The sequence below is a fragment of the Streptomyces sp. NBC_00094 genome (assembly GCF_026343125.1).
GTDB lineage: Bacteria > Actinomycetota > Actinomycetes > Streptomycetales > Streptomycetaceae > Streptomyces.
This window is the reverse complement of record NZ_JAPEMB010000001.1, coordinates 4,578,321-4,596,944: the sequence shown is the minus strand read 5'-3', so window position 1 is coordinate 4,596,944 and position 18,624 is coordinate 4,578,321. Positions and strand designations below refer to the sequence as shown.

The window sequence follows — 18,624 nt, the reverse complement described above, 5'->3', positions numbered from 1 at the left end:
GTCTACAGATGGGCGAGCTTCTCCAGGACCGGGGCGGCGGCGCGCAGCTTGGCCCATTCGTCCTCGTCCAGACCCTCGGCGAGGGTGGCCAGCCAGGCGTTCCGCTTGCGGCGGGACTCTTCGAGCATGGCCTCGGCCGTCTCGGTCTGGCGGACCACCTTCTGCCGGCGGTCGTCGGGGTGCGGCTCCAGCCGGACCAGTCCCTTGGCTTCGAGCAGCGCGACGATGCGGGTCATCGACGGAGGCTGGACGTGCTCCTTGCGGGCCAGCTCACCGGGGGTGGCGGAGCCGCAGAGCTTGAGGGTGCCGAGCACCGACATCTCGGTGGGGCTCAGCGACTCGTCGACACGCTGGTGCTTGAGTCGTCGGCTCAGTCGCATGACGGAGGAGCGGAGCGCGTTCACGGCCGCGGCGTCGTCGGCGGTGCCGTGGGACAGATCTGGCATGTTCGTTAGCCTAACTCATTACTCTGTCTAAATACCAACGGGGGCGCGCCGACGTCGCGTGGATCACACCGAAGGGGGACACGCGCCTCGCGCAGGTCACGCTTCGGCATCCATGTATCACCCAAATGAGTGAGTCGGATCCGGAAAGTGACGCAAAGGGGCCCCGGCTGCCCCGACCCTGAACGACATGGGATCGACAGTGCTCAGCCTGCGCATCGACGGTGAGCTGCTCGACCGGCTCAGGAGTCACGCCGCGAAAAGAGGAATGAGCGTCCAGGACTATGTCGTCCGGACGCTCATTCGCGAGGATTTCGACGAGCGGTTCAAGACCGCCGTCGACGAGACGGAGAGGTTCTACGGGCCGGAGTCAGCCGGGCCCGCCGGGCCCACCGAGCCCGCCGAGCCCGCAGGTGATCACGTGAGGCCGAGCGCCGGCATCGCGTAGTAGAAGACGAAGACCGCCGAGACGACGTACATGGCCGCCGGGACCTCACGGCCCCGGCCGGCCGCCAGACGCAGCACGCTGAACGAGATGAAGCCGATGCCGATGCCGTTCGTGATCGAGTACGTGAACGGCATCATCATCATCGCCAGGAACGCCGGCACCGCGATGGTGAAGTCGCTCCAGTCGATGTCCTTGATCGAACCGGCCAGGATCAGGAAGCCGACCGCGAGCAGCGCGGGCGTGGCCGCCTGCGACGGGACCATCGTCGCCAGCGGCGTGAGGAACAGCGCGACCGTGAAGAGACCGCCGGTCACGACCGAGGCGAGGCCCGTGCGCGCGCCCTCGCCGACGCCCGCCGTGGATTCCACGAAGCAGGTGTTGGCCGAGGAGGAGGTGGCACCGCCGGCCGCGACCGCCAGGCCGTCGACGAGCAGGACCTTGTTGATGCCGGGGAGGTTGCCGTCCTTGTCCATCAGCTTGGCCTCGTCGCCGACGCCGAGGATCGTGCCCATCGCGTCGAAGAAGCAGGACAGCAGCACGGTGAAGACGAAGAGGACGCCGGTCAGCAGGCCGACCTTCTCGAAGCCGCCGAAGAGGCTGACCTCGCCGACCAGACCGAAGTCGGGCGAGGCGACGGGGTTGCCCGGCCACTGCGGGGTGGTGAGGCCCCAGGAGGGCACGGTCGCGACCGCGTCGATCACCATGGCCACGACCGTCATGGCGACGATCGAGATCAGGATGGCGCCCGGCACCTTGCGGATGATCAGGGCGAGGGTGAGCAGCGTGCCCAGGATGAAGACGAGGACCGGCCAGCCGTTCAGGTGACCGTCGCTGCCGAGCTGGAGCGGGACGGTGGTGTGCGCGGCGTCGGGGATACGGGAGACGAAGCCCGAGTCGACGAGGCCGATGAGCATGATGAAGAGGCCGATGCCGATCGCGATGCCCTTGCGCAGGCCGACCGGGACGGCGTTCATGACGCGCTCGCGCAGACCGGTCGCGACGAGCAGCATCACGACGATGCCGGCGAGGACGACCATGCCCATGGCGTCCGGCCAGGACATCTTCGGGGCGAGCTGCAGCGCGACGACCGTGTTGACGCCGAGACCGGCGGCGAGGGCGATCGGGACGTTGCCGATGACACCCATGAGCAGCGTCGAGAAGGCCGCCGTCAGGACGGTCGCGGTGACGAGCTGGCCACCGTCGAGCTGGTGCCCGTACATGTCCTTGGCGCTGCCGAGGATGATCGGGTTCAGCACGATGATGTAGGCCATCGCGAAGAAGGTGGCGAAACCGCCCCGTACCTCACGGGCGACGGTGGAACCGCGCGCGGAGATCTTGAAGTAGCGGTCGAGGCCCGAGGTCGGCTCCTGGGGGGAGGCGGGCTCGGGGGATGTGGCCTTGGCGGCGGCCGTGGTGCTCATGGGGGTTCCTCATCGGGAGATCCGTTTGGCGGTTCATACGAGAGAAACTCGCCAGAGGCAAACCGTTTCAGTATGAACACATGAACGAGCGAGCGTCTATCTCCGCGCGTAGACCATGCGTGGGTACGAATTTCCGCCACCTAGACTGAGCCCATGGCGAAGTGGACACCGAAGCACGCGGCACCCGAGCCCCTCGAAGGGCCCGTAGTCGCCACCATCACCGGCGGCACGATCCTCTGGTTCGTCCTCTTCCTCGTCCAGGTCCCCTTCTACGGCTGGTTCGACGACCGGGACCTGACCTGGTGGGTGTGGACCTGCCTCGCGGGTGCCGGGCTCGGCCTGATCGGCATCTGGTACGTACGGGGGCGTGACGCGGCGATCAAGCGGCACGAGGCGGAACGGTCGGCGGAAGCGACGCGGCCGGCGGAAGCGGCACCTTCGGCGGAAGCGGCGCCTTCGGACGAGCGGGCACCGGACGCGTAGGACCCGAGCGGCGCCACAGGCCTCAGGGGCCTGGGTCCGTGGCGCCACAGGCCTCAGGGACCCGCGCGGCGCCACGGACCCAGGCCCCCGCACAGGCCACGGCCCTCAGGGCCCGCGTAGTGCCACAGGACGATTCCCGTCCTCCCCCGGTCCGATCTTCGCGTTCCTCGGCAGGTGACCGACCCGTTCCGGTCGTACCGTCGAAAACATGACTCAGCGGGCGAAGATCGACACGGACGGCAGCGAGGCCGAGGCGGTGGAGCCGCCCGTCGTGCACCGCCCGGCCGGGCTGACCTCCGCCGAGGTCGCCGAGCGCGTCGCACGCGGCGAGGTCAACGACGTACCCGTGCGCAGCTCGCGCTCGACCACCGACATCGTCCGGGCCAACGTCTTCACCCGCTTCAACGCGATCATCGGCGTGCTGTGGGTGATCATGTTCTTCGTCGCGCCGATCCAGGACAGCCTCTTCGGCTTCGTGATCATCGCGAACACCGGCATCGGCATCATCCAGGAGCTCCGCGCCAAGAAGACCCTCGACGGTCTGGCGGTCATCGGTGAGGCGAAACCGACCGTCCGGCGCGACGGCGCCGCCGCCGAGCTGTCCACCTCCGAGATCGTCCTCGGTGACCTGATCGAGCTCGGCCCGGGCGACAAGTGCGTCGTCGACGGGGTCGTGGCCGAGGCCGACAGCCTGGAGATCGACGAGTCGCTCCTCACGGGCGAGGCGGACCCGGTGGTGAAACAGCACGGCGACCCGGTGATGTCCGGCTCGTTCGTGGTCGCCGGCGGCGGCGCCTTCACCGCCACCAAGGTCGGCCGCGAGGCGTACGCGGCGCAGCTCGCCGAGGAGGCCTCGCGCTTCACCCTCGTCCACTCCGAGCTGCGCAGCGGCATCTCCACGATCCTCAAGTACGTGACGTGGATGATGGTCCCGACCGCGATCGGGCTGATCCTCAGCCAGCTGGTCGTCAAGGACAACGACCTCAAGGACTCGATCGCCCGCACGGTCGGCGGCATCGTCCCGATGATTCCCGAGGGCCTCGTCCTCCTCACCTCCGTGGCCTTCGCGATCGGCGTCATCCGCCTCGGCCGCAAGCAGTGCCTCGTCCAGGAGCTCCCGGCCATCGAGGGCCTCGCCCGCGTCGATGTCGTCTGCCTCGACAAGACGGGCACGCTGACCGAGGGCGGCATGGACGTCACGGAGCTCCGTCCCCTCAACGGCTCGGACGAGGAGTACGTACGCAAGGTCCTCGGCGCGCTGGGTGAATCGGACCCGCGCCCGAACGCCTCCCTGCAGGCGATCATCGACGCCTACCCGGACTCGGTGGACTGGCGCTGCACGGAGTCACTGCCGTTCTCCTCGGCGCGCAAGTACAGCGGGGCGGCCTTCAGTGAAGGCAACGGCGAGAACTCGACGTGGCTGCTGGGCGCCCCCGACGTCCTCCTCCCGACCGGGGACCCGACCCTCACGGAGATCGACCACCTCAACGAGCAGGGCCTCCGGGTCCTCCTCCTCGCCCGTACGGTCCACGAGCTCGACGCCCCCGAGGTGACCGCCGGCGCCCGGGCGACCGCGCTCGTCGTCCTGGAACAGCGGCTGCGGCCGGACGCGGCCGACACCCTCGCGTACTTCGCCGACCAGAACGTCGCCACGAAGGTCATCTCGGGCGACAACGCGGTCTCGGTGGGAGCGGTGGCCGGGAAGCTCGACATGCCGGGCGCCGAGAGCACGGTCGACGCCCGCACGCTCCCCACGGACCGGGAGGAGATGGCGAAGATCCTCGACGAGAACGCGATCTTCGGCCGGGTCAGCCCGCAGCAGAAGCGGGACATGGTGGCGGCGCTCCAGTCCCACGGCCACACGGTCGCGATGACGGGCGACGGCGTGAACGACGTGCTGGCGCTGAAGGACGCGGACATCGGCGTCTCGATGGGCTCGGGCTCGGAGGCGACGCGCGCGGTGGCCCAGATCGTCCTCCTGAACAACTCCTTCGCGACGCTTCCGTCGGTGGTGGCGGAAGGGCGCCGGGTCATCGGCAACATCACCCGCGTGGCCACCCTCTTCCTCACCAAGACGGTCTACTCGGTGCTCCTGGCCGTCCTGGTGGTCTGCTCGCAGGTCGAGTACCCCTTCCTCCCCCGCCACCTCACGCTCCTCTCCACCCTGACGATCGGCGTCCCGGCCTTCTTCCTCGCCCTCGCCCCCAACAAGGAACGGGCGAAGCCGAACTTCGTCCGGCGGGTGATGCGGTACGCGATCCCGGGCGGCGTCATCGCGGCGGCGGCCACCTTCACCACGTACCTCCTCGCCCGCCACCACTACACCGGCGAAGGCGCCCTGGAAGCGGAGACGAGCGCGGCCACCCTCACCCTCTTCCTGGTCTCCATGTGGGTCCTGGCGATCATCGCCCGCCCCTATACGTGGTGGCGCCTCACCCTGGTCGCCACGATGGCCGGCGCCTTCGTCCTGGTCCTCGTCGTCCCCTGGCTCCAGGACTTCTTCGCCCTGAAACTGGTCGGCACGACGATGCCGTGGGCGGCGGTCGTGATCGCGGCGGCGGGAGGGGTGCTCCTGGAGGTGTCGTACCGCTGGGTGAGCAAGAGGTTCCCGACGTAGCCGCGAGGCGCGGGACATCGGTGCCGGGCGTGGGTGCCGGGCGTGGGTGCCGACACGAACGCCGTGCGGGGCGCAACCCTTCAGGAGTCTCGGCAGTCGTCCTTACGAACGACTGTCGCACCCGGGGTGTCAGCGGACACCCGTGAGAGGTAACTCCTGATGAAGATCCGCCCGACCGCCATCGTGGCCCTCACCACCGCCGCCCTGTTCCTGTCCTCCCCCGCCGGCCACGCGGCGGAGGCCCCGGCCCGACTGCCCTCCTGCACGGAGGTGTCGACGGCCAACGGGGACTACGAGCAGAAGTCGCTCGTCGCGAAGGTCGAGGTCACCGACCCGGTTCTCGTGGGCGGCGACTGGCAGCCGATCAAGGGCTCGGTGGCCAACATCGGCGACAAGGACCTGTCGGACGTCGAGGTGACGGCGTACCCCTGGCGCCAGGCCGAGTTCGAGGACCCGACGTTCGAGTACCTCCAGTTCCAGATGAAGGCCGCCGACGGAAGCTGGCACGACCTCCTGGACATGGGGTCGAAGAACATCGACGTGATCCCGTCGCTGAAGGCCGGCGAGACCAAGGACTACGACCTGCGCGTCAAGTCCGGCCCGCTCCCCCAGGATCCGATGTTCGTCGAGTTCGCCTTCATCGGCGGCTTCGCGGACGTCTACCGCTTCCCGGACACCGGCAAGGAGGTCGACTGCCGGGCGACGTCGAACGGCAACGACGCCTTCAAGATCCAGGGCGCGAGCACCCAGCCGACGCAGACCGCGACGCCGTCACCCACGACGTCGACGTCGACCCCGGCCGCAACCCCCACCCCCACTGCCACGCCCGCCCCCACGACCACGACCTCCTCCGCCCCGGCCCCGACGCCCACCACCACGGCGCCCACCACTCCGGCACCCGGCGAGAACCTCGCGGAGACCGGCTCCTCCGGCGCCACCACCACCCTCGCCGTCGTCGGCGGCGCGATCGTGGTTCTCGGCGCGGCGGCGGTCTTCTTCACCCGCCGCCGCAAGGCCTGACGGCCCGGGCTGACGGCCCAGGGGCTGACAGCCCGGGGGCTCAGTCGGCCGCCGCCGCCTGGCAGTCGGCACACACGGCGTCGGGATCGTGGCTGCGGAAGGCGCGGTCACACCCGTCGCAGGTGATCAGCGGCGCGGGCCCCTCGGCCGCCGCCGGCGGCGGCGCGGCGGAGAGCGGGGGCGGCATCAGCGCGCCGAGGCGGTGCTCGATGAACCGTCCGGGGTGGTGGATGGGCACGTGGGCGGGCGGCAGGCCGGCCGTGAGCGTACGCGTGACCTGGGCCGGAGTCGCCGACCGGGCCAGCCACCGCTCGACGGCGGGAGCGAGCCGCAGGACGTCCCGCCAGGGCAGCAGGAGCCGGGAGTCGACGGTCCGCAGCCGCGCGAGAAGGCCGACGGCGGGCCCGCAGGGGAGGTCGGCAGGTTCCGGGAACGGCACGTCGTCCGGTACGGGCTCTGCCGGTACCGGCTCGGGCTCGGGCTCGACGGGCGCCGCCGCGCGCCGTACCGGCAGCCCGCACCCGGGCTTGTCGTACGACACGATCCGCGTGGCGAACCGCCCACCCCCGAGCGGAACGCGGTGCCGCTCCAGATACCCCTCCACCACAAGCTCGTTGAGCGCGCGTCGGATGGTGATCTCACCTTCCGTGAACCGGTTCGTGAGCGTCTTGACGGTGCAGTCGGCGCCCTCGGGCAGCGACTGGATGTGCACGCCGAGCCCGATAGCCGCGGCCGACAGGCTCGGGTGCTGGGCGAGGTGATTGCCGATGATCGTGAACCGGTCGGTATGCCGGAACCGCACCCGGATCACCCCGGAGCGGGGCGCGTCGACGGGGATCTCGAACGGAACGGGGTACGCGGACACGACCGCGTTAGACTGCGGACAAGCCATGGGGAAGCGTTCTCTTCCTGATTGGTCAGGCCCTCGTCAGGATGCCAGTCCTGCCGGGGGCCGAGTTGCATACGCCCTTGCATATGCCATTGCTGCGGCCGACCGTACCGCATCCGTCCGCACAGCGGACACTCCTTCACCCGAACGTGTGGCAAGGCCAGTTGGGGAGCGGGAGGGCGGGTTGGAGATGTCTTTCCCACCTTCTTATAAGGGCGTCGAGCCCGACCGGGGCGCGGTCTGCCGCGCCCCGGCGGGGGCCCTGGGGTGGACGTTTCCACTGGGCTTCTGGTGGGACCGCCCTCTTTCCGAGAGTCGCGCCTTCCACCACCGCGTCAAGGGCAAGCCGGCGAAGCCGATGGCCTACGGCCACCCTTGACCCGGCGGCGGAAGCCGCGCAACAACTCTCGGAGGGCGGTCCGGGGGCCGGGGTCGCCGGGGCCCGGGCAGCGGCCGGGGTCGCGTGAGCGGGTGGCAGGCCGGTGGGTGGGGGCTCGGTTAGCGGCCGAGGCGGGTGGGCACGTTCGGTCGGTTCGGGGTGCGCGGTCGTTGAATGGGGCAGCCGGGCAAGGCTTAGCGGGGTCGCGGCCGTCGGTCGGCGGGGATTCAGGCCCCGCTGGTCACTCCCGGCGGGTGGAGACATACCTAACCCGAAGTTACTCCGAGTAGCAGGCCTGAAGGTAAGAGGGAAAGGGGGCAAAGGGGGTGCATCGCCCTCTTCGGGCCGAGGAAGTGCACGAATGTCTCGCCAGTAGCACCACCACCCACCAAGACAGACCAGCGGGGCCTGAATCCCCGCCAACGAACCGGCCGTGACTCGCTAAGCGCCGCCGGGCCGCCCCATTCAACAGCCGCGCACCCCGAACCGACCGAACGTGCCCACCGGCCTCGGCCGCTAGCCAAGCACCCACCCACCGGCCTGCCACCCGCCGTCCGACCCCGGACACTGCCCGGGCCCCCGCGTGGCCACGCCCCCGGCCGCCCCCCGCGTGTGAACAGGCGGCCTCCGCCGCCGGGTCAAGGGTGGCCGTAGGCCATCGGCTTCGCCGACGCGACCGACGGGAGCGCCCTTGACGCGGTGGTGGAGGCCGCCACACTCGGGAAGGGGGCGGCCCCGCCAGAAGCTCGCCGGAAGCGGTCACACCCGGCGCCCCGCCCCGGGCTCGTCGGAGACGTTTGCCCCCTGAGCCTCCGCCGGAGGCCGTCCGGAACCTTCGCCTGTCGGGCCCGGCTCAGTCGAACCAGCGGTCCCTCGCCAGTTCCGTGGTGCGGGACGGGTCCTCCAGGAGGGCCGCTACCTCGAAGCGGCGGGGCCACTGGGATGCCGACCAGGCCAGGCCTGCTGCCACGCCTTCCAGGGTGGAGGCGTGGAGGATGCCGTCCGGGGTGACCCGCCAGTCCAGTTCCACGCCCCCCGCACGGAGTTCCTCGTGCTCGATGTACGAGGACGGGGTCGCCGGGCCCAGGAGGGCGTGGACCGAGGGCGGGACCTCGTGTTCCTCGCCGACCGTCGTCACCTCCGCCTCGACCGTCTCGCTCAGACGGCGGACCTGGAGCAGTTCCGCCAGGTCCGCCGCGCGGGACGGCGCGACCGGGAGGAGGGGGGTGTCTCCTGTGAGGGGGAGGAGGTCGGGGGCGTCCGCTACGAGGGCTTCTGCCGCGTCCACCACCACCAGTTCTCCGTCCACCACCGCCCGCAGCTCGTCCGGGAGCGTGACCTGGTCCGGGTCCAGGTCCGCCAGGGCCGTGTAGAGGGCGTGCAGTTGGGGGGCCGTGACCTCGCGGGTCGGGTCCGCCAGGCGGGCCAGGAGCTCCGCCGCGCCGCCCGGCTCCTCCAGGAGCGCCGCCACCGACGTACGGACGCCGAGCGCCCGCAGGACCTGCTCGTCGTCGAAGCCGGTCGCGTCCGCGGAGTCGTACAGGCCGACGAGGAGCGGGTCCGAGCCCTCCGCCCGAAGGCCTGCCGGGCGGCGGCCGTCCAGGACCGGGTGGTCCCGGAGCCACCACGCCGTGTACGAGCGGACGGTCTCCGTCGTGCCGTCCGGGAGGAGGATCCGTACGGGCTGGGTGAGGGCGTCACGGAGCGGGGGCCGCGCCAGGAGCGCCAGGGCCTGCGGCCAGGCCTCGTCGTCCACCAGGTCCAGGTCCCGCACCGCCACGATCTCCGTCGCCACCGGCGGCACCGGGGACTCCGGCAGGCGGTCCAGGACGTCCTCGCACCACACGTCGACCGCGTCCAGGAGCCCGGCGTCGTCCGGCTCCGGGTAGTCGCCCTCCCGGGGCTCGACCTCGTCGGGGTCGAGGACCAGGTCCGTCGCACGGACCAGGGCGAAGTTCGCCAGAACCCCGCAGGCCGCCAGGGGGCGTTCGCCCCAGCGGGCCGCCAGGTCCGCGTCCACGTAGGCCAGTTCGTCCTCGCGCATCACCGCCGCGAAGGCCGAGCCCGGGAGCACCAGCTCGCCCGCCGGGGAGAGTTCGCCGTCCTCGTCGGGCAGGGCCAGCGCGCCGAGCCAGGGCTCCTCGCCCGGGTCGAGCTCCGCGTCCCTGACCAGGGCCAGGACCGTCTCCGCCAGTTCCTCCGCGTCCAGCGCGTCCGCGTCCTCGTCCCAGATTTCGCCCGCGTCCAGCGAGGCCGCTACCGCCGCCCGCACCTGCGGGGTCGTCAGGATCGCGCGGGGCGTGGCCGGGAGGGCGCCCAGCTTCTCCAGGAGTGGGTGCGCCGCCTCCGGGTGGGCCACCTTCAGGCCCAGGCGGGTCAGCTCGGCAGGCGTCCGGTCCTGCGGGAGCAGGACCTGGCGGGGGCCGATCGTCGTGCGGATCCGGACGTCCTCCCCGTCGGAGTCGTTCGCGAGCGGCACCGGGAGACCCGTCAGGCGGTCCGGGTCGACGCCGGCCAGGGAGCCGTAGAGGCGCCACCACCACGTCGGGGCCCTGTCCACACCGGCCAGCCGGTCGATCGCCTCCGTCAGGGGCACGCGGCCCACGCCGAGCGTGCGCAGCTCGGGGCGCCGCTCCAGGCCGGCCGGGAGGAGCGTCGGGAACACCTCGGCGAGGACGTCGACGGTCTCGGCACCCGCGCCCTCCGCGACCTCCGCCTCGATCGGGCGGAGCGCCGGGAGCTCCTCGGAGGGGGCGGCGGGCGCCAGGAACGCGACCCTCGGCAGCCGGTCCAGGATCGCCTCGCGCAGCGCCCCGTCGAGCGGGCCCTTCCCGAGCGGGCCGGGCACGAGGTCCAGGGTCGAGGTCGTCACCGGGTGCCAGTCGGCGAGGAGTTCGGCGTACGCGTCGGCCGCGCGCTGCACCAGGAAGTCGGTGAGCGGGCCGGGCGCCGGGTGGCGCCGCGCGGTGTCCAGCGGCAGGGAGGCGATGAGGAGGGCGGGGATGCCGAGGGGCTCGTCGGTGGGCGTGGGGGCGTGCACGACGGGCTCGGTACGGGGGTAGCGCGGAGCTCCCTCGGGGTCCACGGGAACGGCCCAGGTCACGGACCAGTGGGGGCGGAGCCGTTCCTCGACCGGGCGGTCCTTGAGGAGTTCGGCGTCGAGGGGCCCGTTGTGGGAGACGGTCCGCCAGCGGTGCGTTCCGGTCTCCGTGTCCTCGATGCGTACGTACCCGTCGTCCTCGGCGCGGCGGAGGGTCCGCACCCCTTCGGCCGTCTCCACGACGATCTCGGCGAGACCCGGGAGGGTGAGGAGCAGCGCGTCGTCGACCGATTCGAGGAGCCGCTCGGCGAGATCGCGGGCGGCGGTGTCGCGCAGCGGGAGGACGACGACCGTGTCGTAGCCGTCGGGCGCGGTGCCCTCGGCGGGCAGCGGAAGCCGCAGGAGGGGTACGTGGCCGTCCCTGCGCCGCAGTTCGTCGCCCAGGCCCGGGCTGTACCGGGCGGACTCCGCGGCGAGTTCGCGGGCCTCCGCGAGGGACCAGCGGACGCCGCCGTGCCGGCCGAGGACAGCGGGCTCGTCGGTCACGGCGAGGACGGCGGCGAAGCCGACACCGAAGCGGCCGACGGCGCCGGGGCCCTGCTCGCGCTTGGCGGAGGCACGGAGCGTGGACAGCGACTCGGCGCCGCCGGCGTCCAGCGGGGCGCCGGTGTTGGCGGCGGCGAGGATCGCGGGGCTCTCGTCGTCGGCCGCGTGCAGGGTGAGACGGAGACGGCCGGTGACGCCGGCGCGGTGGGCCGCGTCGGCGGCGTTCTGGGCGAGTTCGACGACGAGCCGGTCGCGGTAGCCGCCGAGCGCGAGGTCCTCCTCGGCGTTGGCGTCCTCCCGGAACCGGGCGGGTGAGGCGCCCCAGGCGTCGAGAACGCCCCGCCGCAGCCGTGCGGTGCCGAAGGGATCGGTTCCGTCGGTCGTCGTCCGGACGCTGACGCTCACGTCTGACTCCACTCTGCGGGGCGGTGATCGGGGCGACCACCGGGGCGGTGACGCTCCCGGACCCGAAGGTCCGGGGCCCGAAGGTACCGCGCTCCGCCCCACCCCGGCCGCCAGGGCACGTCCCTGCCCCGGGGCGTGCGGAAGCACACCCCGGACGCCCCGGGAGGCTACGAGTGGCCCAGGTCCTCGGAGGAGTCGTCGGGCTCCGTCGTCGAGCCGGAGTCCTTGGCCGGGCGGAGCGGGAAGACGTCCGAGGCCATCGAGTCGAGCACCGGGGGCGCCGGGCGCGGGGGCTTCGGCATGATCGCGGCCTCCGAGTGGCCGCCGCAGCCGTACGCGAGGGAGACGACCCGGCCGTCCGCCGGGGAGAACTCGTTGGCGCAGACGCCGAACGCCTGCTTCAGGGAGCCGGCCATCGGCACCAGGAACGCGCAGGACTCGCAGGACGCGGGCGCCGCCTGGGCCATGGGGGTCTTCGCGCCGAAGGCCTCGTCCCAGCGGTCCGCGGCCACGTGCAGGCCGTACCGGGAGAGGACCCGGGCCCGGCGCATCCCGAGCTCCTCGGCGACCGAGGCGACGGTGCCCCGCGCGGGGGTACGGGAGACGATCTCGGCGTCCTCGGTGTCGAGGTGCTCCGCCAGCTCCTCCGAGACCACCGAGTTCGGCGGCGGCGCGTCCTCGCCCGAGTAGCCGGGCTCGAGACGCAGGTCGTCCTGCTCGGTGGGCAGCAGGTCGCCCGGGCCCATGTCGCCGGGGCGCAGACGCTCGCTCCACGGCACCCACTCGGGGGCGAGGAGGGCGTCGGAGCCGGGCAGCAGGACGGTTTCGTCAAGCGTGACGTTCTTGGCGCGGGATGCCCGGGTGACGGTCACCGCCCAGCGCCAGCCGCGGTAGCCGGGCTCCTTGCACTCGAAGAAGTGCGTGACGACCCGGTCGCCCTCCGCGACGACCTCGACGTGCGCGCCTACGATGCCGGGCGCGGCCGCCTCCTCGGCGGCCTCCCTGGCGAGGTCTACCGCCTCGACGCACAGGCGGTCGGGGATACGCGTGGCTCGCGGGGTACGCGGGGTACCGCTTCGCGTCGTCGCAGCACTCACAGGTCTCGCTTCTCTCCTACGCCGTCTCACGGGTGCGCCGGCCGAGGGGCGGGAGCGAAGCCACGGGCGGCGGGCGGAGCGGACCAGGGGGCCGCATCGACGTCCGCACCCGACTTGTCTCGCGTGTCTCGGGCACACCTAACGTCATCCATTCTGCGGGATGCCGAAGAGGCGCGCGGCCGAGAGCTTCCGCCGGTGACGCGCTACGCACGCTACCCCGTTCGCGGGCCTCCGCCCACCTGCCCGCCCCAAGTGGCCCGTATCGCGGACGGCCCCGGGGGCCGCGCGACCCACCCGGTGCCCTGGTCCCACACGGGTAGGGCGCCGCGCGGGACCCGTTTCGGAGCGGGAGAAACCGGCTCCGTACCGGCGTCGGACCGGTGCCGGACCGGCTCCGTACCGCGGCCGGACGGCTCCGTACCGACACGGAAACCGGCTCCGCGACGTCTCCGAACCACCGCCGAACCGCCGCCGAACCGCCGCCGGACCGGCTCCGAACCGCCGCCGAAATCCGCCGCCCTCGCCGCGCCACGGTTCGTCCGGCGCGCCGGTGGGGCACTATGACGGAGTGGCAGCCGCACGGTCCCCCGCACGATCCGAAGATCATGCCGGACCGCTCCGCCGAGCGGGCCGGACGGTCGGACGCGCCCTGCACCTGCCCTTCACCGGGACCGCGAAAGGCATCCGTAAAGCCACTCACGCCCACGGCGCGGGCGAATCGGGGCTCGGCAAACTCATCGAGCTGCATGCCGTGAACGGCGCCGGTGACGTCATGATCACCGTCGCCCTCGCCTCCACGGTCTTCTTCTCCGTCCCCACCGACGAGGCCCGCGGCCGCGTCGCGCTCTACCTGGCCGTCACCATGGCCCCCTTCGTCCTGCTCGCCCCGGTGATCGGCCCGCTCCTGGACCGCATCCCGCACGGCAGGCGCGCGGCGATGGCGGGCGCGATGCTGACCCGCGCGGTCCTCGCGATCATGATGTCGGGCGCGGTCACCACCGGCGGCCTGGAGCTCTACCCGGCGGCGCTGGGCGTCCTGGTCGCCTCGAAGGCGTACGGGGTGGTGCGCAGCGCGGTCGTCCCGCGCCTGCTCCCACCGGGGTTCTCGCTCGTGAAGGCGAACTCCCGGGTCACCCTCGCCGGGCTGCTCGCCACCGGGATCGCCGCGCCCATCGGGGCGGGACTCCAGCTGATCGGGCCCCGGTATCCGCTGTACGGGGCGTGTGCGCTGTTCCTGCTGGGCGCGTTCTGGGCGCTGCGGATGCCGCCCAAGGTGGACTCGGCGAAGGGTGAACGGCGGGCGCACCTGCTGACGCACGGCGAGCGGAAGCCGAGTCTGCGGACGGTCGGCCCGTCCGTCCTGCACGGCCTGGAGGCGAACGCGGCGCAGCGGATGCTGTCGGGTTTCCTGATCTTCTTCCTGGCGTTCCTGCTGCGCGAGCACCCGCTGTCGGGGCAGAGCGCCGCCGTCTCCCTGGGGATCGTGGGCGTGGCGGCGGGCGTGGGGAACGCGTGCGGCACGGCGGCCGGCTCGCTCCTGCGCGACCGGGGCCACGGGCCCGAGGTGATCATCGCCACGATGATCAGCGTGGTGTGCGGTACGGCGATCTGCGCGGCGATCTTCTTCGGCGGCCTGATGGTCGCCGTCCTGGGCGCGGTCGCGGGCCTCACGCAGGCCCTGTCGAAACTGTCGCTGGACGCGCTGATCCAGCGGGACGTGCCGGAGGTGGTGCGGACGTCCGCGTTCGCGCGCTCGGAGACGGCGCTGCAGATGGCGTGGGTGGTGGGCGGCGGGATCGGCATCGCGCTGCCGCTGAACGGCACGCTGGGCATGGCCGTGGCGGCCGGGATCCTGGCGCTGGGCGCGCTCCTCGCGGTCCGGGGCCTCCTCACCGCGGCCCGCCGGCCGCCCGGCCCCCAAGGCCCGCAAGGCCGTTCGAAGGACCGGGTGGCGTAGCCGCGGGGACGCTCGAAGGCCCCGGGGGCGCAAAGCCATAGGTCTAAGGCCCCGGGGGCGCAAAGCCGTAGGTCTCTCGAACGGCCAGGGGGACAGCCGCGCCCCCAGGTGGCCTAGTCGCCGATGTCTTACGGGGGGCCTCATCGGGTCTCCCGAGGTCACGGAGTGGCGGCACGCCGTACCCCCGCGTGGCGCGGGCGCGGCGGCCCGATAGCCTTCGGCTCATGACCGTTGCGTTCTTCTCCGGCTCGCGCCGCCGGGCCGCCGTCGCCCTCGGGGCCGTCTCCGCCGGGCTCCTCGTACTCTCCGCCTGCGACAAGCCGACTCCGATCGCGACCGTGACGGTCGGGACAGACTCGATCCACTCCGAGGCCGCCTGCTACAACGACGGCGACGCCATCAAGGAGTCGCAGATCCAGCAGTGCCTCAACAAGAAGGCCGAGAAGTCCATCACCGTGGCGATGGACGACAAGGTCCGCTTCGGGGTCGACCCCGAGATCGCGGACCACGGCTGGACGATCTTCCTCGGCGGCCAGCAGGCCGAGCCCGAGCCGTACACGAAGACGTACCGGACCATTCCGGCCAGCGCCTTCTTCTCCAGCCAGACCGGCGAGGCCACCGACCAGACCCAGGTGACCATCGTCGAGAACACCGGCAAGAAGCTGACCGGCATCTGGCACTTCCAGCTGAAGAAGGACTCCTGATCCGCCGGTGCTCCACCGGATCCTGATCGTGACGGCCGTGGCGGCGGAGGCTGACTCCGTCGCCGCCGGCCTCGGTCTCGACGCCCCGGAGACCCTGTCGCTCCCGGGCGGCCTCACCCTCGGCCGGGCCCACCCGGGCGGGGCACGCGTCGACGTCCTCGTCGGCGGCGTCGGCCCCGCGGCCGTGGCCACCGCGACCGGGACGGCACTGGCCTACGCCTCCCTGGCGGAAACCGGCGGCGTCACCCCCTACGACCTCGTCGTCTCCGCCGGAATCGCCGGCGGATTCGCACCCCACGCGCCGATCGGCACCGTCGTCGTCTCCGACGCGATCGTCGCCGCCGACCTCGGCGCGGACACCCCCGACGGGTACCTCACCGTCGAGGAGCTCGGCTTCGGACGGTCCACGCACCTCGTACCGCCCTCCCTGACCGGCCCGCTCTCCGCCGCCCTCACCGCCGGCGGCAGGCCGCACACCGTCGCGCCCGTCCTCACCGTCTCCACCGTCACCGGCACCGCCGGACGCGCCGCCGAACTGGCCGGACGCCACCCGCGGGCCGCCGCCGAGGCGATGGAGGGCTTCGGAGTCGCCGAGGCCGCCGCCGCGTACGGCGTGCCCGTCGTCGAGATCCGGGCCGTGTCGAACGCCGTCGGCCCCCGTGACCGCGCCGCCTGGCGCATCGGCGAGGCCCTGGCCGCCCTCCGGCAGACGTTCGCGCTCCTGCACCCCACCGTCTTCGTGGAGGCGCCATGAAACTGAAGATCGCTTACTCGCCCTGCCCGAACGACACGTTCGTCTTCGACGCCTGGGCCCACGGCCGCGTCCCGGGCGCCCCCCGGCTCGACGTGACCTTCGCCGACATCGACGTCACCAACGGCTGGGCGGAGGGCGGCGCCGACGACCACGACGTCCTGAAGGTCTCGTACGCCGTGCTGCCGTGGATCCTCGACGAGTACGCGCTGCTGCCCTGCGGCGGCGCCCTCGGCCGCGGCTGCGGGCCGCTCGTGCTGACACGCGACGAGGCCACGGGGGCGGACCTCGCCGGGAAGACGGTCGCCGTGCCGAGCGAGCGCTCGACCGCGTACCTCCTCTTCCGGCTGTGGGCGGCCGAGGCGGTGCCGGGAGGCGTCGGGAACGTCGTCGTCATGCCGTTCCACGAGATCATGCCCGCCGTCCGCGACGGCAAGGTCGACGCGGGGCTCGTCATCCACGAGGCCCGCTTCACGTACCAGAGCTACGGCCTGCACTGCCTCGCCGACATGGGCGAGCACTGGGAGGCCACGACCGGGCTCCCGATCCCGCTCGGCGCGATCGTCGCCCGCCGCTCCCTGGGCGAGGAGACCCTGCGGCTGCTCGCCGAGTCGGCCCGCACATCCGTACGGATGGCCTGGGACGACCCGACGGTCTCCCGGCCGTACGTCCTGGAGCACGCCCAGGAGATGGACCCGAAGGTCGCCGACCAGCACATCGGCCTCTACGTCAACGAGTTCACGGCGGACCTGGGCGAACACGGCTACGCGGCCGTCCGCGGGCTGCTCACCCGCGCCGCGGCCGAGGGACTCGTACCGCCCCTCGGCCCGGACGCGCTGTCGTTCCCCTGAGACCGGTCCCGGGTCCGCTCACGTCACCGGGTCCGGGTCCTACACGTCGAGCTGGTCCGCGACCGCCCGCAGCAGGCCGGCGATCTTCTTGCCCTGGGTCTTCTCGGGGTAGCGGCCGCGCTCCAGGGCCGGCGTGATGTTCTCCAGGAGCGTCGTGAGGTCCTGGACGATGGACGCCAGTTCGTCGGGCTTACGGCGCTGCGCCGCGGCGACGGACGGGGTCGGGTCGAGGATCACCACGGACAACGCCTGGTCACCGCGCTGACCGGCGACGACCCCGAACTCGACCCGCTGGCCGGGCTTCAGCGCGTCGACTCCGGCGGGGAGCACCGACGAGTGCACGAAGACGTCGCCGCCGTCGTCACGGGAGAGGAAGCCGAAGCCCTTCTCGCTGTTGAACCATTTGACCTTGCCGGTAGGCACGTCCGTCCTCGTCCTCGTCGCTGGGGATGGCTGGGTATGGCAAACAGCGGGTCGCCCGACCCGCCGGCACCAAGGCTAGTGCTCCCGACGTCCCTGACAAGACGCCGCCGAAGTGTTCCTCCGGCCTGGGAACTACCCTGGCGGGATGCGTAGTGAAACCCCTGCCGTGCCGGTGGACGACAGCGTCCCGGGTGACGGGCTCGTCAAGGTCGGTGTCGTCCTCTTCGCCGTCGGTGCCGTGGCGACGCTGGTCACGGTGGCTCCGCTGTTCCTCGGGACCGAGCCGTTCCCCACGGTCGCGTACACCGTGTCCATGCTCATGGGCGTCGGGTTCCTCGTCGCAGCCGCCGGGGTGCTGCGGTCGATCGCGGCCCAGCGGCGGCAGGCCCGGCAGGGGGCGGGGGCGCCGGTTCAGGCGCGGTAGCCCTCCCACCACGCGCGGAAGTCCGTCAGGTCCGTGAGGACCACGTCCGCGCCGGCCGCGCGGAGCTCGTCGGGGGCGCAGGGGCCGGTCGCCACGGCCACCGAGAGGGCGCCCGCCGTGGCGGCGCCGCGGACGTCGCCGACGTGGTCGCCCACGTACACCTGGGCGCCGTGGGCGCGCAGGGCCTCCGCCTTGCCCTCGGCCCAGAGGCTGCCCGCGACGGCGTGGGGTTCGATGCCGAGGTGCGCGAGGTGCAGCTCGGCGTGCGGGCCGTTCTTGGCGGTGACGACGATCGTGCGGCCGCCCGCCTCCCGCACCGCCTCGATCGCGTCCCGGGCGCCCGGCATCGGACGCGAGGGCTCGATCGCGTACACCGGGTAGAGCGCGCGGTAGCGGGCCACCATCTCCGGGACGTGCTCCTCGGGGAACCAGTGCGCCATCTCCTGTTCGAGCGGCGGGCCGAGGCGCGAGACGACCAGGTCGGCGTCGATCTCGGCGCCGGTCTCCGCGGAGAAGGCCTCGAAGGCCGCCTTGATGCCCGGGCGGGTGTCGATCAGCGTCAGGTCCAGGTCGAAGCCGACGGTCAGCGGGGAGGACGGGGGCTGCGGGGGCTGCTCGGTGATCGTCATGGGGCCATTGTCGGGGACGCCCGGGGCCCCGCGTTCGAATAATCCGTGCTGCTTACACTGAGGCCAGCCTTACCGAACCCCGCACGTCCGCCGATGG

Annotated in this window: 16 protein-coding genes; 9 read left to right on the top strand and 7 right to left on the bottom strand. The window is 72.4% G+C overall.

The window, feature by feature from the left end; all coding sequences use genetic code 11:
- Positions 1–2 precede the first annotated feature (2 nt).
- Positions 3–446 (bottom strand): MarR family winged helix-turn-helix transcriptional regulator, encoded by a 444-nt coding sequence (locus tag OG580_RS20355; RefSeq protein ID WP_024759949.1) that lies wholly within the window; start codon positions 444–446, stop codon positions 3–5.
- A gap of 187 nt (positions 447–633) precedes the next feature.
- Here OG580_RS20355 and OG580_RS20350 point away from each other — a divergent pair, with 187 nt between their 5' ends.
- The gene (locus OG580_RS20350; protein ID WP_267045102.1) at positions 634–891 is read left to right on the top strand and encodes a hypothetical protein; all 258 of its coding nucleotides are present in this window, start codon (positions 634–636) and stop codon (positions 889–891) included.
- On the opposite strand, the gene OG580_RS20345 is transcribed toward OG580_RS20350, so the two are convergent.
- The gene (locus OG580_RS20345; protein WP_267045101.1) at positions 861–2,312 is read right to left on the bottom strand and encodes an NCS2 family permease; all 1,452 of its coding nucleotides are present in this window, start codon (positions 2,310–2,312) and stop codon (positions 861–863) included. The two genes, OG580_RS20350 and OG580_RS20345, sit on opposite strands and share 31 nt — an antisense overlap.
- A gap of 153 nt (positions 2,313–2,465) precedes the next feature.
- Here OG580_RS20345 and OG580_RS20340 point away from each other — a divergent pair, with 153 nt between their 5' ends.
- From OG580_RS20340 to OG580_RS20330, 3 genes are all read left to right on the top strand, one after another.
- Positions 2,466–2,795: a DUF2530 domain-containing protein gene (locus tag OG580_RS20340; protein WP_267045100.1), complete on the top strand. Its 330-nt coding sequence runs from the start codon at positions 2,466–2,468 to the stop codon at positions 2,793–2,795.
- 208 nt (positions 2,796–3,003) lie between these two features.
- Positions 3,004–5,412 carry an HAD-IC family P-type ATPase gene (locus OG580_RS20335; RefSeq protein WP_267045099.1) on the top strand — a complete coding sequence of 803 codons (2,409 nt, stop codon included), beginning with the start codon at positions 3,004–3,006 and terminating at the stop codon, positions 5,410–5,412.
- Between the two features lie 159 nt (positions 5,413–5,571).
- Positions 5,572–6,432, top strand: a complete 861-nt coding sequence (locus OG580_RS20330; protein WP_267045098.1) for an LAETG motif-containing sortase-dependent surface protein — start codon at positions 5,572–5,574, stop codon at positions 6,430–6,432.
- 40 nt (positions 6,433–6,472) lie between these two features.
- Here OG580_RS20330 and OG580_RS20325 read toward each other — a convergent pair whose 3' ends face one another.
- The 3 genes from OG580_RS20325 to OG580_RS20315 all read right to left on the bottom strand — a co-directional run bounded on the left by OG580_RS20325 (position 6,473) and on the right by OG580_RS20315 (position 12,788).
- Positions 6,473–7,297 (bottom strand): hypothetical protein, encoded by an 825-nt coding sequence (locus OG580_RS20325; protein ID WP_267045097.1) that lies wholly within the window; start codon positions 7,295–7,297, stop codon positions 6,473–6,475.
- Between the two features lie 1,256 nt (positions 7,298–8,553).
- A complete protein-coding gene (locus OG580_RS20320) occupies positions 8,554–11,703 on the bottom strand; it encodes a sacsin N-terminal ATP-binding-like domain-containing protein (RefSeq protein ID WP_267045096.1) in 3,150 nt (1,049 codons plus the stop codon).
- A gap of 155 nt (positions 11,704–11,858) precedes the next feature.
- Positions 11,859–12,788: a DUF3027 domain-containing protein gene (locus OG580_RS20315; RefSeq protein WP_267045095.1), complete on the bottom strand. Its 930-nt coding sequence runs from the start codon at positions 12,786–12,788 to the stop codon at positions 11,859–11,861.
- Positions 12,789–13,356: 568 nt separating this feature from the next.
- Here OG580_RS20315 and OG580_RS20310 point away from each other — a divergent pair.
- The 4 genes from OG580_RS20310 (at position 13,357) to OG580_RS20295 (ending at position 17,051) form a co-directional block, all read left to right on the top strand.
- Positions 13,357–14,745, top strand: coding sequence for an MFS transporter (locus OG580_RS20310; RefSeq protein ID WP_267045094.1), 1,389 nt, complete (start codon positions 13,357–13,359; stop codon positions 14,743–14,745).
- Between the two features lie 224 nt (positions 14,746–14,969).
- A complete protein-coding gene (locus tag OG580_RS20305) occupies positions 14,970–15,449 on the top strand; it encodes a DUF2771 domain-containing protein (protein ID WP_267045093.1) in 480 nt (159 codons plus the stop codon).
- 7 nt (positions 15,450–15,456) lie between these two features.
- Positions 15,457–16,203 (top strand): futalosine hydrolase, encoded by a 747-nt coding sequence (locus OG580_RS20300; protein WP_267045092.1) that lies wholly within the window; start codon positions 15,457–15,459, stop codon positions 16,201–16,203.
- Positions 16,200–17,051, top strand: a complete 852-nt coding sequence (locus OG580_RS20295) for a 1,4-dihydroxy-6-naphthoate synthase (protein ID WP_267045091.1) — start codon at positions 16,200–16,202, stop codon at positions 17,049–17,051. The genes OG580_RS20300 and OG580_RS20295 overlap by 4 nt, the downstream gene beginning before the upstream one ends.
- A 39-nt stretch (positions 17,052–17,090) precedes the next feature.
- Here the strand turns inward: OG580_RS20295 and OG580_RS36160 are convergent, their stop codons facing one another.
- A complete protein-coding gene (locus tag OG580_RS36160; protein WP_323182583.1) occupies positions 17,091–17,474 on the bottom strand; it encodes a cold-shock protein in 384 nt (127 codons plus the stop codon).
- 145 nt (positions 17,475–17,619) lie between these two features.
- On the opposite strand from OG580_RS36160, the gene OG580_RS20285 reads away from it, so the two are divergent.
- Complete coding sequence (locus OG580_RS20285) at positions 17,620–17,898, top strand: hypothetical protein (RefSeq protein WP_267045090.1); 279 nt, start codon at positions 17,620–17,622, stop codon at positions 17,896–17,898.
- On the opposite strand, the gene OG580_RS20280 is transcribed toward OG580_RS20285, so the two are convergent.
- Positions 17,886–18,527: an HAD family hydrolase gene (locus OG580_RS20280; protein ID WP_267045089.1), complete on the bottom strand. Its 642-nt coding sequence runs from the start codon at positions 18,525–18,527 to the stop codon at positions 17,886–17,888. The genes OG580_RS20285 and OG580_RS20280 overlap by 13 nt on opposite strands.
- Positions 18,528–18,624 lie beyond the last annotated feature (97 nt).